This is a genomic window from Romboutsia sp. BSD2780061687b_171204_C1 (assembly GCF_015560225.1).
Classification (GTDB): Bacteria; Bacillota; Clostridia; order Peptostreptococcales; family Peptostreptococcaceae; genus Romboutsia_C; species Romboutsia_C hominis.
Window position 1 is genome coordinate 165048 of sequence record NZ_JADMRK010000005.1, and the last position, 26609, is coordinate 191656.

Genomic DNA, 26609 nt, shown 5'->3' on the forward strand with positions numbered 1-26609 from the left:
ATGGAAAAATTAGTTGATATGTTAGAAGAAGATGATGATGTTCAATCTATAGCTCATAACTGGGAAATCGAAGAATAATCTATAAAGATAAGAGCCTAGGCCAAAATATTTGGTCTAGGTTTTTTATGTATTTATTTGCATTTAAAACTAGAACAATATGTTTCAGATAACTCATTTGGTCTAGGCGTTTTAGAAGTAACAGCTATATTATTAAGTGCACATATGACACCTGCATTATGAGTACATGTTTTAACATTACATCCTATAAATGAACATGGATGATCATTATTAGAACTAGATAAGTTATCACTAGACTCTACAAAGGAACTACAACAAGTATGAGTGCTTGTATGAGATTTTTTGCCATTAACAGCAATTTTATTTGCATAACACATTCCGCTATCATTATGTGAACAATTTATTACATTACAGTTTACACTAGACATAAAATTAACCTCCTAATAAATTAATAAATCTATTAGGAGTATTTCCAAGAATAAGGAAAATATATCATTATTTAACAATAAAAATAAATATATTAGTTATCGTGCATAAATAATTGATCAAAATATTGAGTATCCATAAGCGCTTTTGCAACCAATGTTGATGATGATGGATAGCTTTTTATAGGTGGCCATATAACAAATAATTCTTTTTCAAAATCATATATAGTATATTTTTCTCCACGTGTCATGATATCAGAAACTTTAGCAGTTAAGCTTTTTATCTTTAAAAAATCATCTAAGGTAAGGTCATAAAATATAGATGCCTTATGTTGTGGTTGTTTTAAAAGTAAAATGTTTTGCTTAAATTCTATAAAATCAAGTCTATCGGAAATTTCTTTAACGTATGAACTCACATAAATACCCCCCTTATAAATAAATTTAATAATGATATATATAATATGTATAAAAAACAATTAATGGGACAAAAATTCAAATATAAATAATTACTAAAAATTACCTAAATATAAAAGATTTTATATCTATAACAATAAATTATGTAGAAGGAGGTATTTTAATGTTTGAAAGAAGAGACCCATTTAATTGGAAAATACCAGTTATGATAATAGCAGGAGTGGTTGCTTTAACAGGTGGTATTTATATAGGAGTAAAAACTAATGGTGCAGATGCTCAAAAAGTGAATGCTAAAGAAGAAATAAAAAAAGAACAAAAGGTTAAAGAAGTATTTGGTTTGAGTAAGGATTGTGAAATATGGGTTCATACGAAAAATGAAGATGGTAGCGAATCAGATAAGACTCCTATGATGGTAGGAACAGTAGATAAATCATTAGTAGAAATGAATGAGAAAGAAATAAGGGAATATTTAAAAAATAAATATCCAGAAAGAGAAGTAGAAAAAATAAGTAAATATGAGATAGTTTTATCAGAAATTCAAACACATAAAGATGCATCTAGAAGCAATAAGTATGCTTTAGAAGCAGATGATGATCTTATAGGACTTTATAAATATGATGATGATGGAAATCGAGAATTAGTAGAGGATACTCAAATACATATAAATTCACTTCCAAAATCAGTACAAGAAGAAATTCAAAAGGGAGTGGTCGTAGATTCACAGGAAGAAGCTTACTCAAGACTTGAAAACTTCGGAAGTTAATGAAATAACCACAACGTAGTGTATATGTTGTGGTTATTTTTGTAACGTAAATAAAACTTATGCTATAATGTATAAGAACATAAGTTTTATTTGAGTTACAAAGATTAATGGGAGGAAGTTTTATTTGATAATACTAGGCATAGACCCAGGAATAGCAATAGTTGGGTTTGGAATAATAGAGTATAAAAATTCGAAATTTAGAGTAATAGATTATGGAGCAGTTACGACTCCTGCAGGAATGGATACATTAAAAAGATTAGAACTTGTTTACAAAGGAATTGATTTAATAATAAAAAAATACAATGTAGATGAAGTTGGAATAGAGGAATTGTTCTTTAATAAAAATGTTAAGACGGCTATAAGTGTAGCACAAGCTAGAGGAGTAACTATGCTTGCTTGCGCACACAATAATAAGCCTGTATATGAATACACACCTCTTCAGGTTAAACAAGGTGTAGTAGGATATGGAAGGGCACAAAAGGCACAGGTTCAGCAAATGGTAACTTCATTTTTAAACCTAAAAGCAGTACCAAAGCCAGATGACGTAGCAGATGCTTTAGCAGTTGCAATATGTCATGCTCATGCCAATAGATTGGAAAAAACATTAAAAAATATAGGGGGTAAGTATGTATAGTTATATAAAAGGAACAATAGAAGAAATATATTTAGACCATATAGTAATAGATAATAATAATATAGGATATAAAATAAATGCATCATCAAACACTATAAAAGATTTAGAAATAGGAAGTATGGCAAAGATATATACAAAACTTATAGTAAGAGAAGATGATATGAGTCTTTGTGGATTTTCAACAAAAGAAGAAATGCATATGTTTGAATTATTAACATCTGTATCAAAAATAGGTCCTAAAGTTGGACTTGGTATATTATCTTTTGCAACACCAGGACAATTAGGAGCCTATATATTAAGTGAAGATATAGCAAAAATGTCTAAAGCACCAGGTGTAGGTAAAAAGACAGCTGAAAGAATAATACTTGAGTTAAAAGATAAAGTAGATAAAAATAATATAGAATTTGAACCAACTCTACTTACGCAAGCTCCAGTTGCTATATCAAAAGACGAAGCAGTAGATGCATTACTTGCTCTTGGGTACTCAAGTGCTGAGGCAAAGGAAGCAGTAGATAAATGTAAAAAAGACGGACTTAATACAGAAGACATAATAAAGAAATCACTAACATATCTAATGAGTAAGGCATTAAGATAAATTTATAAAATATGATATATTAGTTGAAAATTGAATCAATGAAGATATTTAATATTGTATATTTACAAGGCTTTATATTAAATACTAAAAATTAAGTTGATTGAAGGAATTTAACTTAAATAAATTGTTTACAGACAATAAAATGTAAGGGGGTAGGATTATGTACGATTTTGAAGATGAAAACAGAATAATTACATCTACCATGAAAAATGAAGATGTAGATATAGAAAATAGCTTAAGACCAAAATCTCTAGATGATTATTTAGGTCAAGAAAAAGCTAAAGAACAGTTAAAAATATTTATAGAGGCTGCAAAGTCTAGAAATGAACAATTAGACCATGTACTTTTATATGGACCTCCAGGATTAGGTAAGACAACTTTATCAAGTATAATAGCTAATGAAATGGGTGTTAATCTAAGAATAACATCAGGTCCTGCAATAGAAAGAGCAGGGGATTTAGCTGCAATACTAACTAACTTAAATGAAAATGACGTATTATTCATAGATGAAATACATCGTATAAATAGAAGTGTAGAAGAAGTATTATATCCTGCAATGGAAGATTTTTGTTTGGATATAATAATTGGAAAAGGTCCATCAGCTAGAAGTATAAGACTAGACCTTCCAAAATTTACACTAATAGGAGCTACAACTAGAGCTGGTATGCTTACAAATCCACTAAGAGATAGATTTGGAGTTATATCAAAACTAGATTATTACACTGTTGATGAATTAGCAAAAATAGTCATAAGATCAGCTGAAATATTAGGAGCTACTATAGAGGAAGGTGGTGCAATAGAAATAGCAAGACGTTCTAGAGGAACACCAAGAATAGCAAATAGACTTTTAAAAAGAGTAAGAGACTATGCACAAGTAAGAGCAGATGGAGATATAACTAACGAAGTTGCAGATAAGGCACTAGAACTTTTAGGCGTAGATAGTTTAGGTCTTGATTATGTAGACGAAAAGTTACTTATGACAATAATTGAAAAGTTTAAGGGTGGACCTGTAGGGCTAGATACATTAGCTGCATCAATAGGAGAAGATAGAAATACTATAGAAGATGTATATGAACCTTATTTATTACAATTAGGATTTTTAAATAGAGGGCCAAGGGGAAGGGTGGCAATGCCACTTGCCTATGAGCACCTAAAAATTCCTTACCCTACTAAATAAAGCTATTAAAAATAAAAACTAGGCTTTGTTTTAAAAAGAAATCTAGGGTAAAATAGAAAAGTAAAATAAAGACGAAATAAAAAATCATTAATTTATAGAGTTATAATAATGGCTAGGAATATGAATATAGAAAAAATATGATATTTTTGTTATTATGATAATTATATAAATTTTATGGAAAGGACGTTTAAATTGAAGACAAGTGATTTTTACTTTGACCTACCAGAAGAATTAATAGCGCAAGTACCTATAAAGGATAGATCAAGCTCAAGGCTTATGGTCTTAGATAGAGAAAGCGGAGAAATTGAGCATAAGATATTTAAAGATGTAATAAATTATTTAAATCCAGGAGATTGCTTAGTTCTTAACAATACTAGAGTTATACCAGCTAGATTGATAGGAGAAAAACTTGATACTGGAGGAAAAATAGAATTTCTTTTACTTAAAAGAACAGAAGAGGATACTTGGCAAGCTCTAGTTAAGCCAGGTAAAAGAGCTAAGGTAGGAGCTAAATTCTCTTTTGGAAATGGAAAGCTAATAGGAGAAGTAGTGGGACTTGCTGAAGAGGGTTCTAGAATAATAAAGTTTTATTATGAAGGAATATTTGAAGAAGTTTTAGATGAACTAGGAAATATGCCACTTCCTCCATATATAACAGAAAGATTAGAAGAGAGAGAAAGATATCAAACTGTATATTCAAAACACAATGGTTCAGCGGCAGCACCAACAGCAGGGTTACACTTTACACAAGAGCTACTTAGTGAGATAAAAGCAAAAGGTGTAGATATAGCATTTGTTACTCTTCATGTTGGCCTTGGAACTTTTAGACCAGTAAAAGTAGAAGATGTATTAAATCATGAGATGCACTCTGAGTTTTATATGGTAGATAAAGAGGCAGCTGACAAAATAAATAAAGCAAAAGCTAATGGAAAGAAAGTTATATGTGTTGGAACTACTAGCTGTAGAACTGTAGAGTCTGCAAGTAGTGAAGATGGAGTTGTACAAGAGTCTAGTGGATGGACTAATATATTTATATACCCAGGATATAAGTTTAAGGTAGTAGATAGACTTATAACTAACTTCCACTTACCAGAGTCAACTTTAATAATGTTAGTAAGTGCTTTATGTGGAAAAGACAAAACATTAAATGCATATAATGTTGCAGTTGAAGAAAAATATAGATTCTTTAGTTTCGGAGATGCCATGATTATAAAATAGGGGGAATTTGATGAAAAATATAGATAAAAATAATTTATCTTTAAGAATAGCCTATGTTTTTGAATCAATTTTAGCAATGGTGGTTCTACTTGCTGTATTTTTAGGAACTATAGACGTTTTAAGAGTAATATGGACAGCCTATATAGTAGATTTTCATACACCGGTTGATTATGGTCAACTAAATGATATATTAGGACAGATTTTACTTTTAGTTATAGGGGTAGAGCTTGTAGTAATGTTATCACTTCATATTCCAGGTGCTCTTTTAGAGGTATTACTATATGCAATAGCTAGAAAAATGCTATTACTTCCAAAGAGTGAAGGTATGACAGAAGTATTATTAGGTGTTATAGCAATCGCAGGATTGTTTATTATTAGAAAATACTTAATAGCTAAGGATAACAGTACTATGAATATAACCAGTATTCACTATGAAGACTGTGAAGAAGGTCAAGAATGTGAAGAATGCGAAGCTTGTAGAGAAAGAATGAAGCAACACAACGTATAAAATGAATAGATAGTAAGGAGACAAAATTATGAGTGCAATAAGATATGAGCTTATAAAAACATGTAAGCAAAGTGGAGCTAGATTAGGAAGACTTCACACTCCACATGGAGTTATAGAAACACCTATATTTATGCCTGTTGGAACTCAAGCAACAGTAAAATCAATGACTCCAGAAGAGTTAAAAGAAATAGGATCTCAAATAATATTAAGTAACACATATCACTTATATATGAGACCAGGACATGAGTTAGTTAAGGAAGCTGGTGGGCTTCATAAGTTTATGAACTGGGATAAGCCAATACTTACAGATAGTGGAGGATTCCAAGTATTTAGTTTAGGGCCACTTAGAAAGATAACAGAAGAAGGTGTACATTTTAGATCTCATATAGATGGATCTAAACACTTTATAAGTCCTGAAAAAGCTATGGAAATACAAAATGCTCTAGGTTCAGATATAATGATGGCCTTTGATGAATGTGCTCCATATCCAGCGGATAGAGAGTATGTTAAAAACTCTTTAGAAAGAACTACAAGATGGTTAAAAAGATGTAAAGAAGCTCATAAAAACACTGAAAAACAAGCATTATTTGGTATAATTCAAGGTGGAATGTACAAAGATTTAAGAGAGCAATCTGCTAAAGAAATATTAGAATTAGATTTACCAGGATATGCAGTAGGTGGTCTAAGTGTTGGAGAGCCTAAAGAATTAATGTATGAAGTATTAGATTATACAGTACCTCTAATGCCAGAAGATAAGCCAAGATATCTAATGGGTGTTGGAAGTCCTGACGACTTATTAGAAGGTGTTATAAGAGGAATAGATATGTTTGACTGTGTTTTACCTACTCGTATAGCTAGAAACGGTACAGCTATGACTAGTGTTGGTAAAATAGTAGTTAGAAACGCAAAATATGCAAAAGACTTTACTCCATTAGATCCAAATTGTGATTGTTACTGCTGTAAGAATTATACTAGAGCATATATAAGACATCTTGTTAAGGCTAATGAAATATTAGCAGCAAGACTAATAACGACTCACAACTTACACTTCCTATTAAACTTAATGAAGCAAGTAAGACAAGCTATAATGGAAGATAGACTATTAGACTTTAAAGAAGAGTTCTTTAAGCAATACGGATACAAATTATAGAAATTGTACTATGAAATAAAGTATTTTTAATATATAATTATTAATGAAAAGGTAAACTCTTCCTATATTTTAGGGGTATAGTTTATATAAATACTAATTAAAAATAAATAGATTATCCAAGGAGGGTAATCTATAATATTTATAGTATTATAGAATTTAGTATAATAAAAAGGAGTGAAGGTAATGCCACAACAAATGATAATGGCTGTAGTTATGTGGGTAGCAGTATTTGCTGTATTCTACTTCCTATTAATAAGACCTCAAAAGAAAAAAGAAAAGCAATTAAAAGAAATGAGAGAAAACCTAAAAACAGGAGATAAGGTAACTACTATAGGTGGTATAATAGCTCATGTTGCAAAGGTTGAAGAAGATCATGTAGTATTAGAACTTGGACCAAACAGAAGTAAAGTTCCATTTGAAAAATGGGCTATAGGAACTGTTCAGCCACAAGATGAGAAATAATTAAATAATAGTAATTTAAATACCTTTCCTAGAATATATATATATTACTGAGGGGAGGTATTTTTTATGGAAAAAACAAATCATATCTTAAAAGGTCTTGGATATGCGTACATATTAACATTAGCTACTTTACTTATATATAATTTAATACTTACATTTACAGATATGTCAGGAAGCAGTATAGCTATGGCATCTTCAGTTATAACTACAGCATCTTCAGCGTTTGGGGGCTTTTATGCTACTAAACATATAAAAGAAAAGGGTCTTATATATGGATTATTAGTAGGTTTAGTTTATATAGTGTTTCTTATATTGTTAGTTTGTTTAGCTAAAGATCAATTTATGTTTGATATGGGTATGCTTTATAAGGCACTTTTAGTATCCTTATCTGGTGGTATTGGAGGGGTTTTGGGTGTAAACTTCAAATAGAAGTTTTACATAAATACATTTTGTGATATAATCAATAGGGAAATTTAACTAGGAGGTACTTAAAATGGAAAAGAAACATGTTAAAACTTTATCTCAAGCTACATTAAAGCAAAGTGCTGCTAAAGGTGGATGTGGAGAATGTCAAACTTCTTGTCAATCTGCTTGCAAAACTTCTTGTACAGTAGCAAACCAAGAGTGCGAAAGATAATAAGTTTAGGATAAACATAAAAAGTAAGGCGTCATAACTTATGACGTCTTATTTTAATTTTAATTAATGAGTGTGATTTAGCATAGATTATATACATAAATATTATTTTAGATATAAATTAAGCTAATTTTTTGAAGTATTGCCTATATTTTATTTAAGTTATATAATGAAGGATAGAGTTTAAATACAATGAGGAAAATTGTTGATATAGATGAATAAATAATAAAACTTGGGAGGACGCAAAATGAGTATGATACATAAGTTTTCAATGAACGGATATAATATAGTTTTAGATGTAAATGGTGGAGCTGTTCATGTTGTTGATGATGTAGCGTATAGATTATTAGATCATTACAAAGAAAATACAAAGGAAGAATTATTTAAGATTCTAGGTGAAGAATTCACTAAAGAGCAATTAGAAGAAGCATATGAAGAAATAGCTACTTTAGAATCAGAAGGTCTTTTATATACAGAAGATAGCTATGAATTACACCCAGCATTTGTTGATAGAAAGAAAGTTGTTAAGGCATTATGCTTACATGTTGCACATGATTGTAACTTAAAATGTAAATACTGCTTTGCAGCACAAGGTGACTTTGGTGGAGCTAAGGAAATGATGAGCTTTGAAGTTGGTAAAAAAGCAATAGATTACCTTATAGCTAACTCTGGAAACAGAAGAAACTTAGAGATAGATTTCTTTGGTGGAGAGCCATTAATGAACTTCGATGTAGTTAAGCAATTAGTTGAGTACGGAAGAAGTGTAGAAAAAGAACACAATAAAAATATAAGATTCACTATAACTACTAACGGTATATTACTAGATGATGAAAAGATAGAATATATAAACAAGCATATGCATAATGCAGTTTTAAGTTTAGATGGTAGAAAAGAAGTAAATGATAATATGAGACCAACTTTAAACGATAAAGGAAGTCATGACATCATATTACCAAAGTTTAAAAAACTTGTAGAAGGTAGAGATAAAGATAAGTACTACTACATAAGAGGTACTTTCACAAGAGAAAACTTAGACTTCTCTAAAGACGTTATGCATTTTGCTAACGAAGGATTTGCTCTTACATCTATAGAGCCTGTTGTAGATGCAGATGAAAATCCATATGCTCTTAAAGAGGAAGATTTACCAAGAGTATTTGAAGAATATGAAAACTTAGCAGTAAAATATGCTGATATGTTAAAATCAGGTAAAGATTTTAAATTCTTCCACTTTATAATAGACCTAAATCAAGGTCCATGTGTAATAAAGAGAGTAACAGGATGTGGAGCAGGAAATGAATATCTTGCTATAACTCCAAATGGAGATATGTATCCATGTCACCAATTCGTTGGAAATGAAGACTACAAACTATCTAACATAATGGAAGAAGAAATAGTATTCCCTAAAGAAGTTGTAAAGAGCTTTAGAGATGCTCACGTATACAGCAAAGAAGATTGTAAAAAATGTTGGAATAAATTCTACTGTTCAGGTGGATGTCATGCAAATGCAATAAACTTTAACAATGACATAATGAAGCCATATGAATTAGGATGCGAAATGCAAAAGAAACGTACAGAATGTTCAATAATGATACAAGCAAAATTAATGTTAGAAGGAGAATAAGATGATAAAAGGGTACAAAGGAATAGAACCTAATATTCATGAAAATGTGTTTGTAGCAGATAGTGCAGATATAATAGGTAATGTAACTATAGGGAAAAATGCTAACATATGGTATAACGTAGTTATAAGAGCAGATGAAAGTAGCATAACTATAGGAGAAAATACAAATATTCAAGATGGATGTGTAGTTCATATTTGTCATGATGCACCGACTATAATAGGAAACAATGTAACTATAGGACACAAAGCTCTTATACATGGATGTAAAATAGGAGATAATACATTAATAGGTATGGGGGCAATAGTGTTAGATGGTGCTAAAGTCGGAGAAAGTACACTACTTGCTGCTGGAAGCTTAGTACCTCCAGGTAAAGAAATACCATCAGGAGTACTTGCTATGGGTTCACCTGCAAAAGTAATAAGAGAACTAACACATGAAGAAAAAGAAAATCTTAAAAAATCAGCATTAAAATATGTAGAAACTGCAAATAATCATAAATAAGAAAACTAAAAGGGCAATTTTAATATTGCCCTTTTATTGTTTACTTAAGTCAATAAAAGATGGAGCTGATAAGAGTGAGAATAAGTTACAGAAATATAAAAAGATACAAAGAAATTATACGCATATTAATTAAATATGGGTTTTCTTATATAGTAGAAAAATTAAATATTGAAGGTGTAGCATATAAAATACCTATAACCAATCCATCTGAAGAAATAAAACAAATGTCTACGGGGGAAAAGATAAGACGAGCTTTTGAAGAGTTAGGACCTACTTATGTTAAGTTAGGACAAATCTTAAGTACTAGAAAAGATTTGTTAGACCAAGATATAATAGATGAATTATCTTTGCTTAGAGATAGTGTAGAACCTTTTGATACGGATATTGCTAAAGAGATATTTAAAGAAGAAATAGGTCTAGATATAGAAAAAGTATTTAATGAATTTAATCCTAATCCAATAGGGGCGGCATCTATTGGGCAAGTATATGAAGCCAAGCTTCAAAATGGAGAAGATGTAATAATAAAGATACAAAGACCTAATATTGAAAGTAGGATAAAATCAGATTTAGAAATACTAAAGGGAATGGTTTTAGCATTTAAAGATTCAAATAAACATAGCTCTATAGACGTTATACAGATAATTGAAGAGTTTCAAACTCAATTAATGAGAGAGCTAGATTACAACTTTGAAGCTATAAATGCTATGAAGTTTAGGAAAATGTTTGAAAATAGTAGAGAAGTTTATATACCTAAAATCTATGGAGAATTTACTACAAAAAAAGTATTAGTAATGGAAAAAATTATAGGTATAAAACTAAATGATGCAGAGAAAATAAAGGAACTTAATTGGGACACGAAGGTAATAAGTGATATAGGAATTAAGTCCTTATTTAAGCAAGTATTTGAATATGGATTTTTTCATGCTGACCCACATCCAGGAAATATTTTTGTGGTCAGTCAAAATACTATATCTTATATAGATTTTGGGATGGTAGGAATAGTAGATAGAAACACATTAAATGCTTTAAATGAAATTGCAGTAGCTCTGGTAGAGAAGAATGTAGATAGGGTAATATATATATTAACAGAGATGGATGTTATAAATAATGAAGTGGATATAATTGGGCTAAGACAAGATTTATTATATTTAATTCATTATTATTATGATGTTCCAATAGAAAAAATAAATATATCGGATATTATGAATGAAGTATTTAGATTCTTTAGAAGATATAAAGTATCAATACCATCACAGCTTTCTACACTTGCAAAAGCAGTGATAACCCTAGAAGGAACTGGAAGAGATTTAAATCCAAACTTCTCCGTGTCATCTATAGGTAAAGAATTTATGAAGCATTATTATATAAATAAATTTAATCCTCAAAATGCTTTCTTAAAGTCAAAACATATGACAGAAGAGATAATATCAGATATGAAAAATATACCTAAGCAAATGAGAGGTATACTTAGAAATATAGAAAAAAACAATATAAAAATTCAATTAGAAGACATAAAGTTTGCTTCACTAGAGGAAATAATGAGGGATCTAACTACACAAGTGTCTTTAAGTTTAGTATTAGCCGCTATAATAGTCGGTTCCTCACTTATAATTTCATCACCTAATATAACTAATAATATATGGATAAGGTTTACTGCATTAAGCGGTTTCTTTATATCATTTATAATAGGTATATTAATAGTAGTCAAAATTATAAGAATTCAATATAAAAAGAAATAGAGGGGGATAAGTTATGTTCAATAAAAAATGGACACTTAAACATACGGGAGATGTATGTGAAAGCGAATTAAGTAAAAAATTAAAAATTTCCCCGGAAATTAGTCAAATTTTAAAAAATAGGGAAATAAATAACGAAAAAGATGCAGAAATATTTATGAATCCATCATTAGAATATTTAAGAGACCCATTTTTAATGAAGGACATGGATAAAGCCGTAGATAGAATAAAAAAAGCTATAGACAATAAAGAGAGCATATGGATATATGGAGATTATGATGTAGATGGAGTATCTTCTACCTCAATATTATGTTTATATTTTGACTCTATTAACTATCCAGTTAATTATTACATACCAAATAGATTAGAAGAAGGATATGGCATAAATGAAGAAGCTATAAGACACATACATAATCAAGGATGTAACCTAATGATAAGTGTAGACTGTGGTATTACATCTGTAGAGGAAGTAAAAATAGCAAATGAATTAGGTATAGATGTTATAATAACAGACCATCATGAGTGTCAAAGTGAAATACCTAATGCTCTAGCTGTTATAAATCCAAAACAAGAAGATTGTAATTATCCTTTTGATATGCTTTGTGGATGCGGTGTTGCCTTTAAATTAATACAAGCACTTACTCCTAAAGAAGAATTTAAAAATAGTTTATATAAATATTTAGAAATAACAACCCTAGCTACTATATGTGATATAGTACCGCTAGTAGACGAAAATAGAATAATAGTAAAAAATGGTTTAACTCTTATGTCTAAGGGCAATAATATAGGCTTAAGGGAGCTTATAAAGGTTTGTGGAGTTGAAACAGAAAAAATAGGTTCATCTCATATAGGATTTTCTATAGGACCTAGAATAAATGCATCAGGTAGACTTGGGTACTCAATGTTAGGTGTTGAATTATTTACTACAAAAGATACAGAAAAAGCTAAAGAAATAGCAATGTTACTAGAAGAGAAAAATAACGAAAGACAGTTAATAGAAGGAAAAATGTATCAAGAAGCAGAGGCTATAATAGAGGCTAATGAAAAGTACAAGACTGATAAAGTTTTAGTTATAGCTAATGAAGGGTGGCAACATGGAGTTATTGGTATAGTTGCATCAAAGCTTACAGAAAAATATTACAAGCCAACAATACTATTAACTATAGAAGATGGTGAAGCTACAGGTTCGGCTAGATCTATAAAAGGGTTTAGTATATTTGATGCACTTGTAAGATGTAAAGATTTATTAAATAAGTTTGGTGGGCATGAACAAGCAGCAGGTTTATCTTTAGATAAAGAAAACATAGACAAGCTTTCTAATGAAGTTAATAAGTTTGCAGATTATGAACTTACTGAAGAAGATTTAATAGAAAATGTAAAAGCAGAACTTGAATTAAAAGAAGAATCTATAAGTTTAGAATTAGTAGAAGAACTTCATAAGCTAGAGCCATATGGATTAAATAACCCTAATCCTAGATTCATAGTAAGAGATGCAATACTTAAAAGTATAATAACTATGGGTAAAAATAAACAACATATAAAGTTTACTATAGAAAAAGAAAAGTCTTATGAATGTATAGGATTTAATATGGCATACCTTAAAGAAAGATATATGCCAGGAGATAAGGTAGATGTACTTTTTCAATTAGATGAAAATAATTTTATGGGAAGGAGAAGTATTCAGCTTTTATTAAAAGATATAAGAATGTCTTATCCTAAAAATAGTAGTACAAATGAAGATATTATTGAACTATTTTCAAAGACTATACCTAATGAAAATTGCTTATACGATATAAAAGAAGTTGATAAAAATTCATTATATGAAAAATTTGGATTTGATAATATAGAAGAAATGATAAGTGGAAATAAAGATATTAATATATTTGATTACATAGCTAAAGATACATTAGTTATAGCAAATACTATAAATGGGTTTTATAGAGCTATATCAGATATATCATTAGTAGATGAAGATATAATAGATGGATTTGACATAAACTACAACGAAATTATGTCAAATAGTGATAAACTTCAGCTTATATTCTCTCCAAATATTGAAAAAATTAATATAAAAAGATATAATAATATTATTCTTTATGATTATTTGTATAATATGGGGGACTATTCTCATTTATACGAAAAAGCGAATAATGAGGCTATAATTATCAAATATTATAGTCAAACGGATTTACTATATCTAAACAATATTGTAAATAATTTAATTCCAGAAAGAGAAGAATTTATATACGTATATAAATTTATGCTTTCAAATAAAGAAATAAATGTTGATTTTAAGGATATAAAGAAGGTATTTAACATGATACCTTTAAAAGTATTTACAATATTAAAAGTGTTTAAAGAATTGTTACTATTAGATTTTGAGTTTGTATATAATAGCTTACTAAATACAAAATCTATAAATATAAAGTTATTACCAAAACCAGACAAAAAATTAAACTTAGATGAAAGTAAAATACTTAAAAACTTAAAAACTCTTAACGAGAAATACAGAGAAAGTTATTAGGAGGGGCAATTGTAATGGATTTAAAACAAAAGATAAGAGAAATCAAAGACTTCCCAAAAGAAGGAGTAAGTTTTAAGGATATAACTACATTAATGCAAGACGGAGAAGCTTTTAAATATGCTATAGACGAATTTATAAAAAATTTAAAAGATAAAAACATAGACATAGTAGTAGGACCTGAAGCGAGAGGATTCTTAACAGGAACTCCAGTTGCTTATGGAATGGGAGTTGGATTTGTCCCAGTTAGAAAACCAGGAAAATTACCATATGAAACAGAAAGCTATCAGTACGGATTAGAATATGGTAGTGACACTTTACAAATACATAAAGATGCTATAAAACCAGGACAAAGAGTAGCAATAGTTGATGACTTACTAGCTACTGGAGGAACTATGGAAGCTGCAGCGGCTCTAATAGAAAAATTAGGTGGAGAAGTTGTATCTATGCAATTCTTAATAGAATTAGAGTCCTTAAATGGAAGAGAAAAGCTATCTAAATACGATGTAAATTCTCTAATAAAATATTAATAAATTAGATTATTTTACAAAGGTGCTTAAAGGCATTACTAAAATAGTTGGTATTATACCAACTATTTTAGTATAAAGAATTAAAATGTTTACACAATAGGATTAAAAAGGTATTAAATTAATATAGGGTTTTGTTTCTTTGAGTAAATGAATGAGGCTTTATAAAATTACATATGTAAAATAGGTGGTATTATGCATGATAAGGAATTACAAGAATTAATAGAAAAAATAAAAGGTTATGCTCCAAATGCTGATATAGATTTAGTAAAAAAAGCTTATTATCTTGGTAAAAAAGCACATGAAGGTCAATTTAGAAAGTCTGGTGAACCTTATTTCATTCATCCTCTAGCAGTTGCCAATATACTAGCAGACATGGAACTTGATATAGAAACTATAGCAGCAGGAATATTACATGACGTTGTTGAAGATACGGACTATACTTATGAAGATATAGAAAAAGAGTTTTCTCAAGAAATTGCCAATTTAGTGGACGGAGTAACTAAACTTGGACAAATTAAGTATCAATCAAAAGAAGAAACACAGGCAGAAAATCTAAGAAAAATGTTTATGGCTATGGCTAAGGATATAAGAGTTATACTTATAAAATTAGCAGATAGACTTCATAACATGAGAACTTTAAAATTTATGCCTCCAGAAAAAGCAAAATCAAAAGCAAAAGAAACACTTGAAATCTATGGGGGAATAGCAAATAGATTAGGTATTTCTAAAATAAAATGGGAATTAGAAGATTTAGCACTTAGATATATAGATCCAGATGGATACTATGAATTAGTTGAAAAGGTAGCTAAAAAAAGAAGCCAAAGGGAAGAGTATATAAAAAAAGTTTTAAGTATACTAGATGAAAAATTAAAATCTGTAAATATACCATACAATGTATATGGAAGACCTAAGCATTTTTATAGTATATACAGTAAGATGAAAAACAAAGACAAGGGATTTGAAGAAATTTATGATTTAACAGCAGTCAGAATAATAGTAGATAATGTTAAAGATTGTTATGCAGTACTTGGAATGGTACATACATTATGGAAGCCAATTCCAGGAAGATTTAAAGATTATATAGCAATGCCAAAACCTAATATGTATCAAAGTCTTCATACCACTGTTATAGGACCAGATGGCGAGCCTGTAGAGATACAAATAAGAACAAAAGAAATGCATCAAATAGCTGAATACGGGATTGCAGCTCACTGGAAATATAAAGAAGGTAAAACTCAAGATACAAGACAAAATGTAGAAGAGAAACTTCAATGGTTAAGACAAATGATGGAGTGGGAAAAAGACCTAAAAGATCCTCAAGAGTTTTTAGATGCTCTTAAAGATGATGTATTTAGTAGTCAAGTTTATGTATTCACTCCAAGGGGGGACGTCATAGAACTTCCGGCAGGTGCAACTCCAATAGATTTTGCTTATAGAGTGCATACTAATGTAGGTAATAAATGCGTTGGAGCTAAGATAGACGGAAGAATAGTTCCTATTGATTATAAATTACAAAACGGAAATATAGTAGAAATATTAACTTCTTCAAATTCAAATGGACCAAGTAGAGACTGGATTAATATAGTAAAAACACCAAATGCTAAAAGTAGAATAAGACAGTGGTTTAAAAAGGAAAGAAGAGAAGAAAATATTGAACGTGGAAATTTAATACTTGAAAAAGAATTTAAAAAATATAATATACCAGCAAAAGAAGCTTGTATAGAAAAGTACCTAGGTCAAGTGGCTAAAAAATTCAATCAACAAACTGTAGAGGATTTAATAGCTACTATTGGTTATGGTGGAATAATGGCATCACAAGTTGTTCCAAAGGTAAGAGAATTATACGAAAAAGAAGTCAAAAAAACTAAAAAAGAACAAGAAGTAAATGCTGTAGAGGACTTAAAGAATCATAATTTAACAGATTCTGAATATAAGAAAAAGAGAAAGAATACATCTCAAGGAGTAACAGTAAAAGGACTTGATAATATATTAGTTAGATTTGCAAAATGTTGTAATCCACTTCCAGGTGATGAAATAGTAGGATATGTTACAAAAGGTAGAGGTGTAGCTGTTCATAGAAAAGACTGTCCTAATGCAAATGTAAATGGAGACTTCTTTAAAAATAGATTATTAGAAGTTGAATGGTGTAACTCGGAAAGTAGTAGATTTGAAGCAGAAATTCAAATAAAAGGTGTAGATAGAAAAGGTATAATTAATGATATAACTCATGCTGTAGCAGTTGAAAAAGTAGGATTTAATGGTATAAATGCCAGAAAAGGAAAAGAAGGTATTATAAATGTTAATCTACTTATTGAAGTTGATAATATAGATGAGCTAAATTTATTAATGAAAAAGATAAAATCTATACCAGGAATAGAAGATGTATATAGAGTAATAAACTAGGAGGAAGGACTATGAGAGCAGTTGTACAAAGAGTATCATCATCTAAAGTTACAGTAGGTGATCGTGTTACAGGCCAAATAAACAAGGGACTACTTGTTTTACTTGGAGTGACTCATGAAGATACATCAAAAGATGTTGATTACATGATAGATAAAATACTAAACCTAAGAATTTTTGAAGATGAAAATGAAAAAATGAACTTATCTCTTAAAGATGTAGGTGGAGAACTTTTAGTGGTTTCACAATTTACCTTATATGGTGATTGTAGAAAAGGAAAAAGACCAAGCTTTACAAATGCAGCAAGACCAGATGTTGCAACTAAACTTTATGAAGAGTTTGTACAAAAAGCAAAGAATAATGATATAGTAGTTGGAACTGGTGAGTTTGGTGCTCATATGATGGTAGATTTAACTAATGATGGACCAGTTACAATATTATTAGAGTCAAATAAAGCTTTCTAGGGGGATTTAAAAATGAAAATAGAAAAAATACTTGAACCAAGCTTTGGTGAAAATATGTATATATTAGTAGATGAAGAAACTAAAAAATGTGCAGTAGTAGACCCAGGTGGAGCAGAAGATAAGATATTAAATTATATAAAAAATAATGGTTTAACACTTGAGTATATATTATTAACTCATGGACATGGAGATCATATAGGTGCAGTAAAATCTATAAGAGAAAAGACAGGTGCTAAGGTAGTTGCACATACTGATGAAAAAGAGCTATTAAATGATAATAGAAAAAATTTAAGTTGTATGATGCCTCATTGCGGACCACAAGAATTAGATGCTGACATATATGTAAATGATAAAGAGAAATTAACATTAGGTAATTTAAAACTATCATTTATACATACACCAGGACATACAAAAGGTGGAATGTGTATAAGGGTCAATGATGATATGTTTACTGGAGATACTTTATTTGCAGGAAGTATAGGTAGAACAGATTTTATTGGAGGAAGTTATAAAGAGTTAGAAAAATCTCTTAAGAAATTATCAAAATATGAAAATGACGTTAAAATTCATCCAGGTCATGGACCAAGTTCTACTTTAGGAATAGAAAAGACGAGCAATCCATATATGAGCAGATAAAAAATAATTGCTCCAATAACTTATGGATAATATATAACTAAAGTTTTAAAAGATAGCTATATTAGCTATCTTTTAGGCATTTAAGTAACTTAAAGTAAATTTAACTATTATGTTAAGAAGGAGCAAGAAAATGATAGGTGTAGTTTTAAAAGGACATGATTATAAATACGAAGTAGCTGAATTAATAAAACTATTTACTACGGATTTTGAATTTGTAGAAAGAAAAAGCTTCGGAAGAATATTAACAAATACATTATTAAAATATAATGATACAATAATCGCTAAAACTGAATACTATGAAAATTATGATTTAAAGTATGAGTTTAGAGACCATATAAACATAAGTGGATTAAATGAACAAGAAATAAAAAAAGCTACAAAAGAAACTATAAAAAGAAGTATATTTAAAGTTTTAAAAAATAGATTAAACTCATATGTACCTTGGGGGATACTAACAGGTATAAGACCTGTTAAGATAGTACACACTCTATTAGATCAAGGTGTAGATGAAGAGTCTATAAGAAAAATATTAAAAGAAAAATACTATATAATGGATGAAAAAATAGACTTAAGCTTAGAAATTGCAAAGAGAGAAAGAATATTTATATATCCAATAGATAAAAATAAAATTTCTTTATATGTAGGTATACCATTTTGTCCAACAAGATGTTATTATTGTTCATTCCCAGCAAATCCATTAAAGCAATTTGGACATTTAAGAAAAGAATATGTAGATAAGCTTATAGAAGAAATAAAGGGACTTTCTAAAATATTAAAAGACACTAATAAAGAAATAGAAACACTATATATTGGCGGAGGAACTCCAACAGCTTTAGAAAAAGAAGAGTTAGATACTTTAATAACTGCTTTATTTAAAGAGTTAGATTTAAGTACAATAAAAGAATTTACAGTAGAAGCAGGAAGACCTGATACTATAACTAGAGAAAAATTAGAAGTTCTTAAAAAGCATAATGTAGATAGAATAAGTATAAATCCTCAAACTATGAATGATGAAACATTAGCTAAAATAGGTAGAGACCATACTGTAGCTGATATAGTAGATTGTTTTAATATGGCAAGAGCAATAGGATTTGATAATATAAATATGGATATCATATTAGGTCTTGTAGATGAAGATTTAGATATGGTTAGAAATACTTTAGAAGAAATCAAAAAACTTTCACCAGAAAGTTTAACAGTACATACATTAGCTGTAAAAAGAGCATCTAATCTAAAAGAAAATCTAGATAAATACGAACTTACAAGATATGAAGAAATGATAAAAATGATAGATTTATCAATGGAATATGCTCGTGATATGGGACTTAATCCATATTATATGTACCGTCAAAAGCATATGTTAGGAAATCTAGAAAACATAGGATATGCTAAAGAAGGTTATGAATGTATATATAACATTCAAATAATGGAAGAAAAGCAAAGTAACTATGCAGTAGGTGCTGGATCTATATCAAAATTTGTATATGTTGATGAAGATAGAATAGAAAGAGTTGACAATGTTAAAAATGTAGAGCAATATATAGACAGAGTTGATGAAATGATAGAAAGAAAGAGAAAGGAGATATACAAAAATGTTAACTAAAGCTCCAAGAGGAACTAAGGACATAACTCCAAAAGATGCTTACAAATGGAATTATGTTGAAAATAAATTTAGAGAGGTATGTGCATTATTTGGATACGAAGAAATGAGAACTCCAATATTTGAACATACAGAATTATTCAAAAGAAGTGTTGGAGATACAACTGACATAGTACAAAAGGAAATGTATTCTTTTGAAGATAAAGGTAAAAGAGATATAACTTTAAAGCCAGAGGGAACTGCTGGTGTAGTTAGAGCATTTATAGAAAATAAATTATATGCAGAAACTCAACCAACAAAGTTATTTTATATGACACCTTGTTTTAGATATGAAAGACCACAAGCAGGAAGACAAAGACAATTCCACCAATTTGGAATAGAAGCTTTAGGAAGTGACAAACCATCATTAGATGCAGAAGTAATAGCTTTAGCTGTTCAATTTTTCAATGAAGTTGGTCTTAAAGATTTAGTGGTTAGCATAAACTCTGTTGGATGTCCAACTTGTAGAGCTAAATACAACGAAATACTAAAAGCATACTTAGATTCAAAAGCAGATGTATTATGCGAAACTTGTTTAGAAAGAAAAGATAAAAACCCAATGAGAGTTATAGACTGTAAGAATCCTACATGTCAAGAAAACTTACAAGATGTACCTTTTATGGTAGATCACTTATGTGATGATTGTAGAGAACACTTTGCAAAAGTACAAGAGTACTTAAGTGAAATGGAAATAAACTATGTAGTTGACAAAAAAATTGTTAGAGGACTTGATTACTACAAGAAAACTGCTTTTGAGATAATATCAAATGATATTGGTGCTCAAAGTACAGTTTGTGGTGGAGGAAGATACGACGGACTAGTAGAACAAATTGGAGGACCTAAAGGAGTTAGTGGTATAGGATTTGGTCTAGGAGTTGAAAGATTATTATTAACTTTAGAAAATAATAATATAGAAATCGAAAATCCACATGCTATGGATATATTCATAGTAACAATAGGAGATAAAGCTAAAACTAAGAGCTTTAAAATATTAAAAGATTTAAGAAGTGAACATATAAGTGCTGAAAATGACCACTTAGATAGAAGCGTTAAGGCACAATTTAAGTACTCAGATAAAATAAATGCAAAATTCACTATAGTTATAGGTGATGATGAGTTAGAAAATGATAGTGCTACACTTAAGAATATGGCTACATCAGAGCAAACTACTATAAAACTAAGTGATATAGTTAAAGAATTAAAGGAAAGATTATAATTTATAAATTACTATACAATTTTAAATATAATAAATGATATATCATAAATTATAGAAAGCCAATTTTAAATGGACAAGTAAATTGCAGTAATGATAAAATATTAAATTATAATAAGTCTTATACAAAAGGTCTTAAAGAAAGACTTTTGAAGCACATATACAAAGATTATATATCAATAATTTTTAAATAAATATAGTTTATTATGTGCTATAGGAAATTTAAAGAAAGCCTGGAGGGTAAATAATGGAAACTCTAAACGGATTAAAGAGAACTCACTATTGTGGGGACTTAAGAGAAAACAATATAAATGAAGAAGTTGTCCTTATGGGATGGGTTCAAAAGAAAAGAAACTTAGGTGGATTAGTATTTGTTGACTTAAGAGATAGAAGTGGATTATGCCAAATAATATTTGATACTGACGTTAATGCTGAAGCTTTTGCTAAGGCTGAAAAGTTAGGTTCTGAATATGTTATAGCTGTTAAGGGAAAAGTTTGTGAAAGATCATCTAAAAACCCTAACATGCCAACTGGTGATATAGAAGTATTTGCTACTGAACTTAGAATACTTAATGAATCTCAAACACCACCAATATATATAAAAGATGATGATAATGTATCAGAAGAATTAAGACTTAAGTATAGATACTTAGATTTAAGAAAGCCATCTATGCAAAAGACTTTAATGTTAAGAAGTAAGGTTGCAAATATAGTAAGAAACTACTTAACAGAAAATAACTTCTGTGAAATAGAAACACCTTTCTTAATAAAGCCAACTCCAGAAGGTGCTAGAGATTATCTTGTACCAAGTAGAGTTAATGAAGGTAAATTCTATGCTTTACCACAATCACCACAATTATTCAAACAATTATTAATGGTAAGTGGTATGGATAGATACTTCCAAATAGTTAAGTGCTTTAGAGATGAAGACTTAAGAGCAGACAGACAACCTGAGTTTACTCAAATAGACTGTGAAATGTCTTTTGTTGAACAAGAAGATGTTATGGCAATAATGGAAAAAATGGTGCAAACTATATTTAAAGAAATATTAAATGTAGATGTAGCATTACCACTTCCAGTTATGACATATGCTGAAGCTATGGAAAGATACGGAAGTGATAAGCCTGATACTAGATTTGGATACGAATTAACTAATATATCTGATTTAGTAGAAAACTGTGGATTTGGAGTATTTGCTAATGCTACTAAAGATGGAATGAGCGTTAGAGGTATAAATGTTGAAGGTAAATCTGATGAAATAAGTAAAAAGCAATTAAGTAAAATAGAAGACCATGCTAAGACTTACAGAGCTAAAGGTCTTGCTTGGATGAGAATAGGAGCTAACAGAGAGGTTACTTCTCCAATAGCTAAGTTCTTCACAGAAGAAGAATTAACAGCTATACTTGACAGAATGAATGCTAAAGAAGGCGACTTATTATTATTCGTTGCTGATAAAAACTCTGTAGTATTTGATGCATTAGGTCAAGTTAGACTTGAAGTTGCTAGAAGACTTAACTTATTAGACAACAATGAATACAAAATGTTATGGGTAACTGAATTCCCTGTATTTGAAGAAGATGAAGAAACTGGAAGAATGGTAGCTAAACATCATCCATTCACTTCTCCAATGGATGAAGATATAGAAAAGCTTGAAGGAGATGACAAAGCATCTTTAAGAGCTAAGGCTTACGATATAGTTATAAACGGATACGAAGTTGGTGGAGGAAGTGTTAGAATATTTAACGCTGACGTTCAACAAAAAATGTTTAAAGCATTAGGATTTACTGAAGAAGAAGCTAGAGAGAAATTTGGATTCTTATTAGATGCATTTAAGTATGGAACTCCTCCTCATGCAGGAATTGCATTTGGACTTGATAGATTAGTTATGATACTTGCAGGAACTACTAACATAAAAGATGTTATAGCATTCCCTAAAAACCAAAGTGCAGTATGTCCAATGACTAATGCTCCAGCAGTAGCTGAAGAAGCGCAATTAAAAGAATTAAATATAAAAGTTGAAATAAACAAGTAATATACAAATTTTGTATATTATAGCAAAGAAAGTGCCTCAAGATAGATTATTAAGAGGCACTTTCTTTATTTATTTATTTATTTATTTTTGAGCAAGGTATAAACCTAGTGGATACATAAAAATTATAATTTAAGTTTGACTATTTAATATTATTTTGAGAATAGTACTTGCTTACAAGCATCTTTTCTCCACCTTCAACGGATCTTTCTCCACCCGCATAAGGTTTAGTACCCTCCATGTTATATGCTTTATCTCCAGATAATAAATTTTTAGCATGATCATCTAAAGTATCTTGTGAATATTTATTAGTTGTTTTATTATCTGAGCTACCGTAATAATCAAGTTCAGATGAAACTTCCATTCTTAAGTTATTTAAAGCTTTTTTAGCATTTGATTTAGAATTAGTATCCATATTAGAATCTCCTTTAAAAGTAATCTATTAATATAATCAACATAATAAGCTAAAACTATACTTAAAAGAGTAAAATAGTATTATAATTAAGATATAAATATGAAAAATATTTAGAATTTAATAATTATATTATATAATATAATTACTAATCATTATTAAAAACTATTTATTTTGTAATTAAAAATGATTAGTAGGCTATATTTTCTAAAAAATTCGTATAAAGTATTAGATAGTTTGAATTAAATTCACATCGAAAAAATAAAAATAAGCTATAATATATATATCAATAAAAGAGGTGAACATATGGAAAGAAAATTAGCTGAGTCAAATGATAAAGAAGCTCTTATAAAAAGACTTAAAAGAATAGAGGGACAAGTTAAAGGTATTCAAAATATGATAGAAGAAGAAAGGTATTGTGTAGATATATTGGTCCAAATATCGGCAATTAGATCTGCTATAAACAAAGTGGGTACAATAGTGCTTGAAAATCATATAAAAGGATGTGTTTCTCACACCATAAAAAGCGGTAATGAAGAAGTTACAGAAGATGTTATAAATGAATTAATGGGTACTATAACTAAGTTTACAAAATAGGGGTGGTTTTGTGGAACAACAAGGTTATATAATAGAGATTTTAGATAAAAATACTGCTAAGCTAAAAATGCAAAGGCATTCTGCTTGTGCAGCTTGTGGAAAATGTGTTACTAGTTCAGAATCAAAAGACATAGTGGTAGAAGTTGATAATAACATAGGTGCTAAAGTTGGAGATAGGGTAAAAGTAAATATGGATGGTGTAAATGTATTAAAAGCAGCCTTTTTAGTATATCTTACTCCATTAGCAGGTCTTTTGATTGGAACAATAGCTACATATTTTATACTAAATAGCATAAGTATGACAAGTAGTATAGAAGTTATAAGTTTTATAGTGGGTATTACTACTATGATGATTGTTTTTTTTATACTTAAAAAAAGAGATAAAAAATTTAGAGAGAGCAGAGAGTATATACCTATAATTACGGATATAGTATCAAGTGGAAAAGATATTTCTTTATAGTATATAGTCAATCATGCTCATATATTAATAAAAAGGCTATGAATATAGAATTAAACTCTATTTTCATAGCTTTTTTATAAAGGTTTTATAATTAAAATCTAAGCAATTATTTATTAACCTTTTGAATTAATGCTGCCATTTTCTTTAGTTTGAATATATTTATAGTTCTAACAAAAGAAGTCATAACTAATATTCCAAGTGCTATAGCGGCCCCAGAAAATAATACATCTGTACCAACTGATACAGCCATATCATAATCTCTTTGAACTAGATAAAGCATAGTATTATACATTCCAAGTCCAGGAACTAAAGGTATTATACCTGGTATTACAAATAATATTGCAGGATGTTTTAATTTCCTAGCAAGCATTTCACTTATAAAAGCAACAATTAGAGTAGCTATGAAGTTTGAAATTATTGCATTAGAAGTAATTCCCATTAAATAATAATACATTGTCCACCCTATACCTCCAGTAATTCCTGCTGGAACTAGTGTAGATATAGGTCCATTTAAAAATACAGCAAATCCAACAGTAGAAAATGCTGAAAATATAAAATGCCAAACTAAACTCATATCAGTCATTAGAATGCACCTCCAAACTTAAGCCATAAATCTAGAACAAGACCAACACCACAAGCTATAGAAATAGCAGTTAAGCCTGCATCAAAAGCACGTGCTACTCCTGAAATTAAATCCCCTGCAATTAAATCACGTATACCTTTTATAAAAGATACTCCAGGAAGTAGTGGCATTATAGAACCAACTATTAGGGTTTTAGGTGTTGCTAAGAAGCCAAGTTCTGTTATTAAAACCCCAGTTAAAGCTATAAATACTGAAGCTATTAAACTAGAAAAGGCTGGTATATTACTTATCTTCATAATTTTTTTATAACATATAACTGCTAGTATAGATATTATAGTTGTAAATATGAAATTAGTTAAATTATTACCCCCAACAACACAAGCAAAAGAAGCAGATGCTAAACCTGTGGCTATGTAAACTAATTTAGGCGGATGTTCAGGAGTCTCCCCAAGAACTTTAAGCTCTGCTAAAGCATCTTTTATAGGCATATCCTTTGCATTAACAAACTCTCTAGAAAAATTATTAAGTAGAGAAATTTTGTTTAAGTTTATTCCACGGTTTCTAATCGTTTTCATGAAGGATAAACCATCAAATCTATCATCTGATATGATGATAGCGGTAGGAGTTGCAAATACGCTAATATGATTAAAACCCCTCGACTTACAAACTCTAATAACGCTATCCTCTACACGATAAGTTTCAGCCCCATTTATTAGCATAAGTTCACCAAGAAATAAAGCTAACCTAAGTACGTCTTTTTTGTATTCTTGATTGCTGTCGTTATACATAAAATTCCCTCCTAACTAACCTATTATAAGCATTATAACATCTTTTTTGACATATGTTTACAAAACTATAGTTAAATATATGAATTTAAAATAAAGCTTTAAATTTATACATTATATAGATTAAATAATAATAATTATTATATCTATTTTGTCAAAATACTCATCTTTTATTTATATTAAAAAACTTATAGAATTTAAAAATACAAATAAAAATATTTTTAAAAAATTTTATTAATACATAATATAATAAAAATAACCTAAATCTAGATTATTACTTGCTTTTTATAAAAAATATTGATACAAAATATTGAGAAAAAATGAAAAAAATAAAAAAGTTTAAAAAAAGTGTTGACCATATAAAAATAAGATGATATAGTAGTACTTGTCCAAGAGAGGACAGTAAGAACTTTGAAAATTAAACAGTAGGTTAATTTATATAACTGATTCTTAAAGAATCGAAAACAAACCAAGCCAGATATT

General features: G+C 29.3%; 28 protein-coding genes. 23 read left to right on the top strand and 5 right to left on the bottom strand.

Annotated features, from left to right (window positions below; all coding sequences use genetic code 11):
* Positions 1-131 precede the first annotated feature (131 nt).
* Positions 132-446, bottom strand: a complete 315-nt coding sequence (locus I2H23_RS11160) for a DUF1540 domain-containing protein (protein WP_092923734.1) — start codon at positions 444-446, stop codon at positions 132-134.
* Between the two features lie 92 nt (positions 447-538).
* Complete coding sequence (locus tag I2H23_RS11165; protein ID WP_092923737.1) at positions 539-859, bottom strand: hypothetical protein; 321 nt, start codon at positions 857-859, stop codon at positions 539-541.
* A 161-nt stretch (positions 860-1020) separates the two neighbouring features.
* Here I2H23_RS11165 and I2H23_RS11170 point away from each other — a divergent pair, with 161 nt between their 5' ends.
* The 21 genes from I2H23_RS11170 to aspS all read left to right on the top strand — a co-directional run bounded on the left by I2H23_RS11170 (position 1021) and on the right by aspS (position 23292).
* Positions 1021-1620, top strand: a complete 600-nt coding sequence (locus I2H23_RS11170; protein ID WP_092923740.1) for a hypothetical protein — start codon at positions 1021-1023, stop codon at positions 1618-1620.
* Positions 1621-1744: 124 nt separating this feature from the next.
* On the top strand, positions 1745-2254 hold the full coding sequence (gene ruvC / locus I2H23_RS11175; RefSeq protein WP_092923743.1) for a crossover junction endodeoxyribonuclease RuvC: 510 nt from the start codon (positions 1745-1747) through the stop codon (positions 2252-2254).
* Positions 2247-2849 carry a Holliday junction branch migration protein RuvA gene (ruvA, locus tag I2H23_RS11180; RefSeq protein ID WP_092923746.1) on the top strand — a complete coding sequence of 201 codons (603 nt, stop codon included), beginning with the start codon at positions 2247-2249 and terminating at the stop codon, positions 2847-2849. The genes ruvC and ruvA overlap by 8 nt, the downstream gene beginning before the upstream one ends.
* A gap of 160 nt (positions 2850-3009) precedes the next feature.
* A complete protein-coding gene (gene ruvB, locus I2H23_RS11185; protein WP_092923749.1) occupies positions 3010-4026 on the top strand; it encodes a Holliday junction branch migration DNA helicase RuvB in 1017 nt (338 codons plus the stop codon).
* Positions 4027-4218: 192 nt separating this feature from the next.
* Positions 4219-5244: a tRNA preQ1(34) S-adenosylmethionine ribosyltransferase-isomerase QueA gene (gene queA, locus I2H23_RS11190; protein ID WP_092923752.1), complete on the top strand. Its 1026-nt coding sequence runs from the start codon at positions 4219-4221 to the stop codon at positions 5242-5244.
* A gap of 10 nt (positions 5245-5254) precedes the next feature.
* Positions 5255-5752, top strand: coding sequence for a phosphate-starvation-inducible PsiE family protein (locus I2H23_RS11195; protein ID WP_092923755.1), 498 nt, complete (start codon positions 5255-5257; stop codon positions 5750-5752).
* 28 nt (positions 5753-5780) lie between these two features.
* Positions 5781-6902, top strand: a complete 1122-nt coding sequence (tgt, locus tag I2H23_RS11200) for a tRNA guanosine(34) transglycosylase Tgt (protein WP_092923758.1) — start codon at positions 5781-5783, stop codon at positions 6900-6902.
* A 183-nt stretch (positions 6903-7085) separates the two neighbouring features.
* Positions 7086-7364: a preprotein translocase subunit YajC gene (gene yajC / locus I2H23_RS11205; RefSeq protein ID WP_092923761.1), complete on the top strand. Its 279-nt coding sequence runs from the start codon at positions 7086-7088 to the stop codon at positions 7362-7364.
* A 66-nt stretch (positions 7365-7430) separates the two neighbouring features.
* The gene (locus I2H23_RS11210) at positions 7431-7793 is read left to right on the top strand and encodes a TIGR04086 family membrane protein (RefSeq protein WP_092923764.1); all 363 of its coding nucleotides are present in this window, start codon (positions 7431-7433) and stop codon (positions 7791-7793) included.
* A 64-nt stretch (positions 7794-7857) separates the two neighbouring features.
* Positions 7858-8001 carry a six-cysteine ranthipeptide SCIFF gene (gene scfA, locus I2H23_RS11215; protein WP_092923767.1) on the top strand — a complete coding sequence of 48 codons (144 nt, stop codon included), beginning with the start codon at positions 7858-7860 and terminating at the stop codon, positions 7999-8001.
* 244 nt (positions 8002-8245) lie between these two features.
* On the top strand, positions 8246-9619 hold the full coding sequence (gene scfB, locus I2H23_RS11220) for a thioether cross-link-forming SCIFF peptide maturase (RefSeq protein ID WP_092923770.1): 1374 nt from the start codon (positions 8246-8248) through the stop codon (positions 9617-9619).
* A gap of 1 nt (position 9620) precedes the next feature.
* Positions 9621-10121, top strand: a complete 501-nt coding sequence (locus I2H23_RS11225; protein WP_092923773.1) for a gamma carbonic anhydrase family protein — start codon at positions 9621-9623, stop codon at positions 10119-10121.
* 74 nt (positions 10122-10195) lie between these two features.
* On the top strand, positions 10196-11860 hold the full coding sequence (locus I2H23_RS11230; protein ID WP_195581646.1) for an ABC1 kinase family protein: 1665 nt from the start codon (positions 10196-10198) through the stop codon (positions 11858-11860).
* A 13-nt stretch (positions 11861-11873) separates the two neighbouring features.
* Positions 11874-14381, top strand: coding sequence for a single-stranded-DNA-specific exonuclease RecJ (gene recJ, locus I2H23_RS11235; protein ID WP_195581647.1), 2508 nt, complete (start codon positions 11874-11876; stop codon positions 14379-14381).
* Between the two features lie 14 nt (positions 14382-14395).
* Positions 14396-14908 carry an adenine phosphoribosyltransferase gene (locus tag I2H23_RS11240; RefSeq protein ID WP_092923782.1) on the top strand — a complete coding sequence of 171 codons (513 nt, stop codon included), beginning with the start codon at positions 14396-14398 and terminating at the stop codon, positions 14906-14908.
* A 192-nt stretch (positions 14909-15100) separates the two neighbouring features.
* Positions 15101-17311 carry a RelA/SpoT family protein gene (locus I2H23_RS11245; RefSeq protein ID WP_166505985.1) on the top strand — a complete coding sequence of 737 codons (2211 nt, stop codon included), beginning with the start codon at positions 15101-15103 and terminating at the stop codon, positions 17309-17311.
* A gap of 11 nt (positions 17312-17322) precedes the next feature.
* A complete protein-coding gene (dtd, locus tag I2H23_RS11250) occupies positions 17323-17772 on the top strand; it encodes a D-aminoacyl-tRNA deacylase (RefSeq protein WP_092923788.1) in 450 nt (149 codons plus the stop codon).
* A gap of 12 nt (positions 17773-17784) precedes the next feature.
* Positions 17785-18408 (top strand): MBL fold metallo-hydrolase, encoded by a 624-nt coding sequence (locus I2H23_RS11255; protein WP_166505984.1) that lies wholly within the window; start codon positions 17785-17787, stop codon positions 18406-18408.
* A gap of 130 nt (positions 18409-18538) precedes the next feature.
* On the top strand, positions 18539-20011 hold the full coding sequence (gene hemZ, locus I2H23_RS11260) for a coproporphyrinogen dehydrogenase HemZ (RefSeq protein WP_092923794.1): 1473 nt from the start codon (positions 18539-18541) through the stop codon (positions 20009-20011).
* The gene (gene hisS / locus I2H23_RS11265) at positions 20001-21263 is read left to right on the top strand and encodes a histidine--tRNA ligase (RefSeq protein WP_092923797.1); all 1263 of its coding nucleotides are present in this window, start codon (positions 20001-20003) and stop codon (positions 21261-21263) included. Before hemZ ends, hisS begins: the two co-directional genes overlap by 11 nt.
* 244 nt (positions 21264-21507) lie before the next feature.
* Entirely contained in the window at positions 21508-23292 is a 1785-nt protein-coding gene (gene aspS / locus I2H23_RS11270; protein ID WP_092923800.1) for an aspartate--tRNA ligase, read from the top strand.
* Positions 23293-23431: 139 nt separating this feature from the next.
* Here aspS and I2H23_RS11275 read toward each other — a convergent pair whose 3' ends face one another.
* Entirely contained in the window at positions 23432-23704 is a 273-nt protein-coding gene (locus I2H23_RS11275) for a hypothetical protein (protein WP_195581648.1), read from the bottom strand.
* 303 nt (positions 23705-24007) lie between these two features.
* Between I2H23_RS11275 and I2H23_RS11280 the strand changes: the two genes are divergently transcribed.
* The gene (locus tag I2H23_RS11280; protein WP_092923805.1) at positions 24008-24298 is read left to right on the top strand and encodes a metal-sensitive transcriptional regulator; all 291 of its coding nucleotides are present in this window, start codon (positions 24008-24010) and stop codon (positions 24296-24298) included.
* A 10-nt stretch (positions 24299-24308) separates the two neighbouring features.
* Positions 24309-24758 (top strand): SoxR reducing system RseC family protein, encoded by a 450-nt coding sequence (locus tag I2H23_RS11285; RefSeq protein ID WP_092923808.1) that lies wholly within the window; start codon positions 24309-24311, stop codon positions 24756-24758.
* Between the two features lie 106 nt (positions 24759-24864).
* Here I2H23_RS11285 and I2H23_RS11290 read toward each other — a convergent pair whose 3' ends face one another.
* Complete coding sequence (locus I2H23_RS11290) at positions 24865-25341, bottom strand: threonine/serine exporter family protein (protein ID WP_092923811.1); 477 nt, start codon at positions 25339-25341, stop codon at positions 24865-24867.
* On the bottom strand, positions 25341-26129 hold the full coding sequence (locus tag I2H23_RS11295) for a threonine/serine exporter family protein (protein WP_195238285.1): 789 nt from the start codon (positions 26127-26129) through the stop codon (positions 25341-25343). The genes I2H23_RS11290 and I2H23_RS11295 overlap by 1 nt, the downstream gene beginning before the upstream one ends.
* Between the last annotated feature and the right edge of the window lie 480 nt (positions 26130-26609).

Coding starts and splice junctions, on each gene's coding strand:
- I2H23_RS11160 (WP_092923734.1), bottom strand. CDS start 446: ATGTCTAGTGTAAACTGTAATGTAATAAATTGTTCACATAATGATAGC.
- I2H23_RS11170 (WP_092923740.1), top strand. CDS start 1,021: ATGTTTGAAAGAAGAGACCCATTTAATTGGAAAATACCAGTTATGATA.
- ruvA (WP_092923746.1), top strand. CDS start 2,247: ATGTATAGTTATATAAAAGGAACAATAGAAGAAATATATTTAGACCAT.
- ruvB (WP_092923749.1), top strand. CDS start 3,010: ATGTACGATTTTGAAGATGAAAACAGAATAATTACATCTACCATGAAA.
- I2H23_RS11195 (WP_092923755.1), top strand. CDS start 5,255: ATGAAAAATATAGATAAAAATAATTTATCTTTAAGAATAGCCTATGTT.
- tgt (WP_092923758.1), top strand. CDS start 5,781: ATGAGTGCAATAAGATATGAGCTTATAAAAACATGTAAGCAAAGTGGA.
- yajC (WP_092923761.1), top strand. CDS start 7,086: ATGCCACAACAAATGATAATGGCTGTAGTTATGTGGGTAGCAGTATTT.
- I2H23_RS11210 (WP_092923764.1), top strand. CDS start 7,431: ATGGAAAAAACAAATCATATCTTAAAAGGTCTTGGATATGCGTACATA.
- scfA (WP_092923767.1), top strand. CDS start 7,858: ATGGAAAAGAAACATGTTAAAACTTTATCTCAAGCTACATTAAAGCAA.
- scfB (WP_092923770.1), top strand. CDS start 8,246: ATGAGTATGATACATAAGTTTTCAATGAACGGATATAATATAGTTTTA.
- I2H23_RS11225 (WP_092923773.1), top strand. CDS start 9,621: ATGATAAAAGGGTACAAAGGAATAGAACCTAATATTCATGAAAATGTG.
- recJ (WP_195581647.1), top strand. CDS start 11,874: ATGTTCAATAAAAAATGGACACTTAAACATACGGGAGATGTATGTGAA.
- I2H23_RS11240 (WP_092923782.1), top strand. CDS start 14,396: ATGGATTTAAAACAAAAGATAAGAGAAATCAAAGACTTCCCAAAAGAA.
- I2H23_RS11245 (WP_166505985.1), top strand. CDS start 15,101: ATGCATGATAAGGAATTACAAGAATTAATAGAAAAAATAAAAGGTTAT.
- dtd (WP_092923788.1), top strand. CDS start 17,323: ATGAGAGCAGTTGTACAAAGAGTATCATCATCTAAAGTTACAGTAGGT.
- I2H23_RS11255 (WP_166505984.1), top strand. CDS start 17,785: ATGAAAATAGAAAAAATACTTGAACCAAGCTTTGGTGAAAATATGTAT.
- hemZ (WP_092923794.1), top strand. CDS start 18,539: ATGATAGGTGTAGTTTTAAAAGGACATGATTATAAATACGAAGTAGCT.
- hisS (WP_092923797.1), top strand. CDS start 20,001: ATGTTAACTAAAGCTCCAAGAGGAACTAAGGACATAACTCCAAAAGAT.
- aspS (WP_092923800.1), top strand. CDS start 21,508: ATGGAAACTCTAAACGGATTAAAGAGAACTCACTATTGTGGGGACTTA.
- I2H23_RS11275 (WP_195581648.1), bottom strand. CDS start 23,704: ATGGATACTAATTCTAAATCAAATGCTAAAAAAGCTTTAAATAACTTA.
- I2H23_RS11280 (WP_092923805.1), top strand. CDS start 24,008: ATGGAAAGAAAATTAGCTGAGTCAAATGATAAAGAAGCTCTTATAAAA.
- I2H23_RS11290 (WP_092923811.1), bottom strand. CDS start 25,341: ATGACTGATATGAGTTTAGTTTGGCATTTTATATTTTCAGCATTTTCT.
- I2H23_RS11295 (WP_195238285.1), bottom strand. CDS start 26,129: ATGTATAACGACAGCAATCAAGAATACAAAAAAGACGTACTTAGGTTA.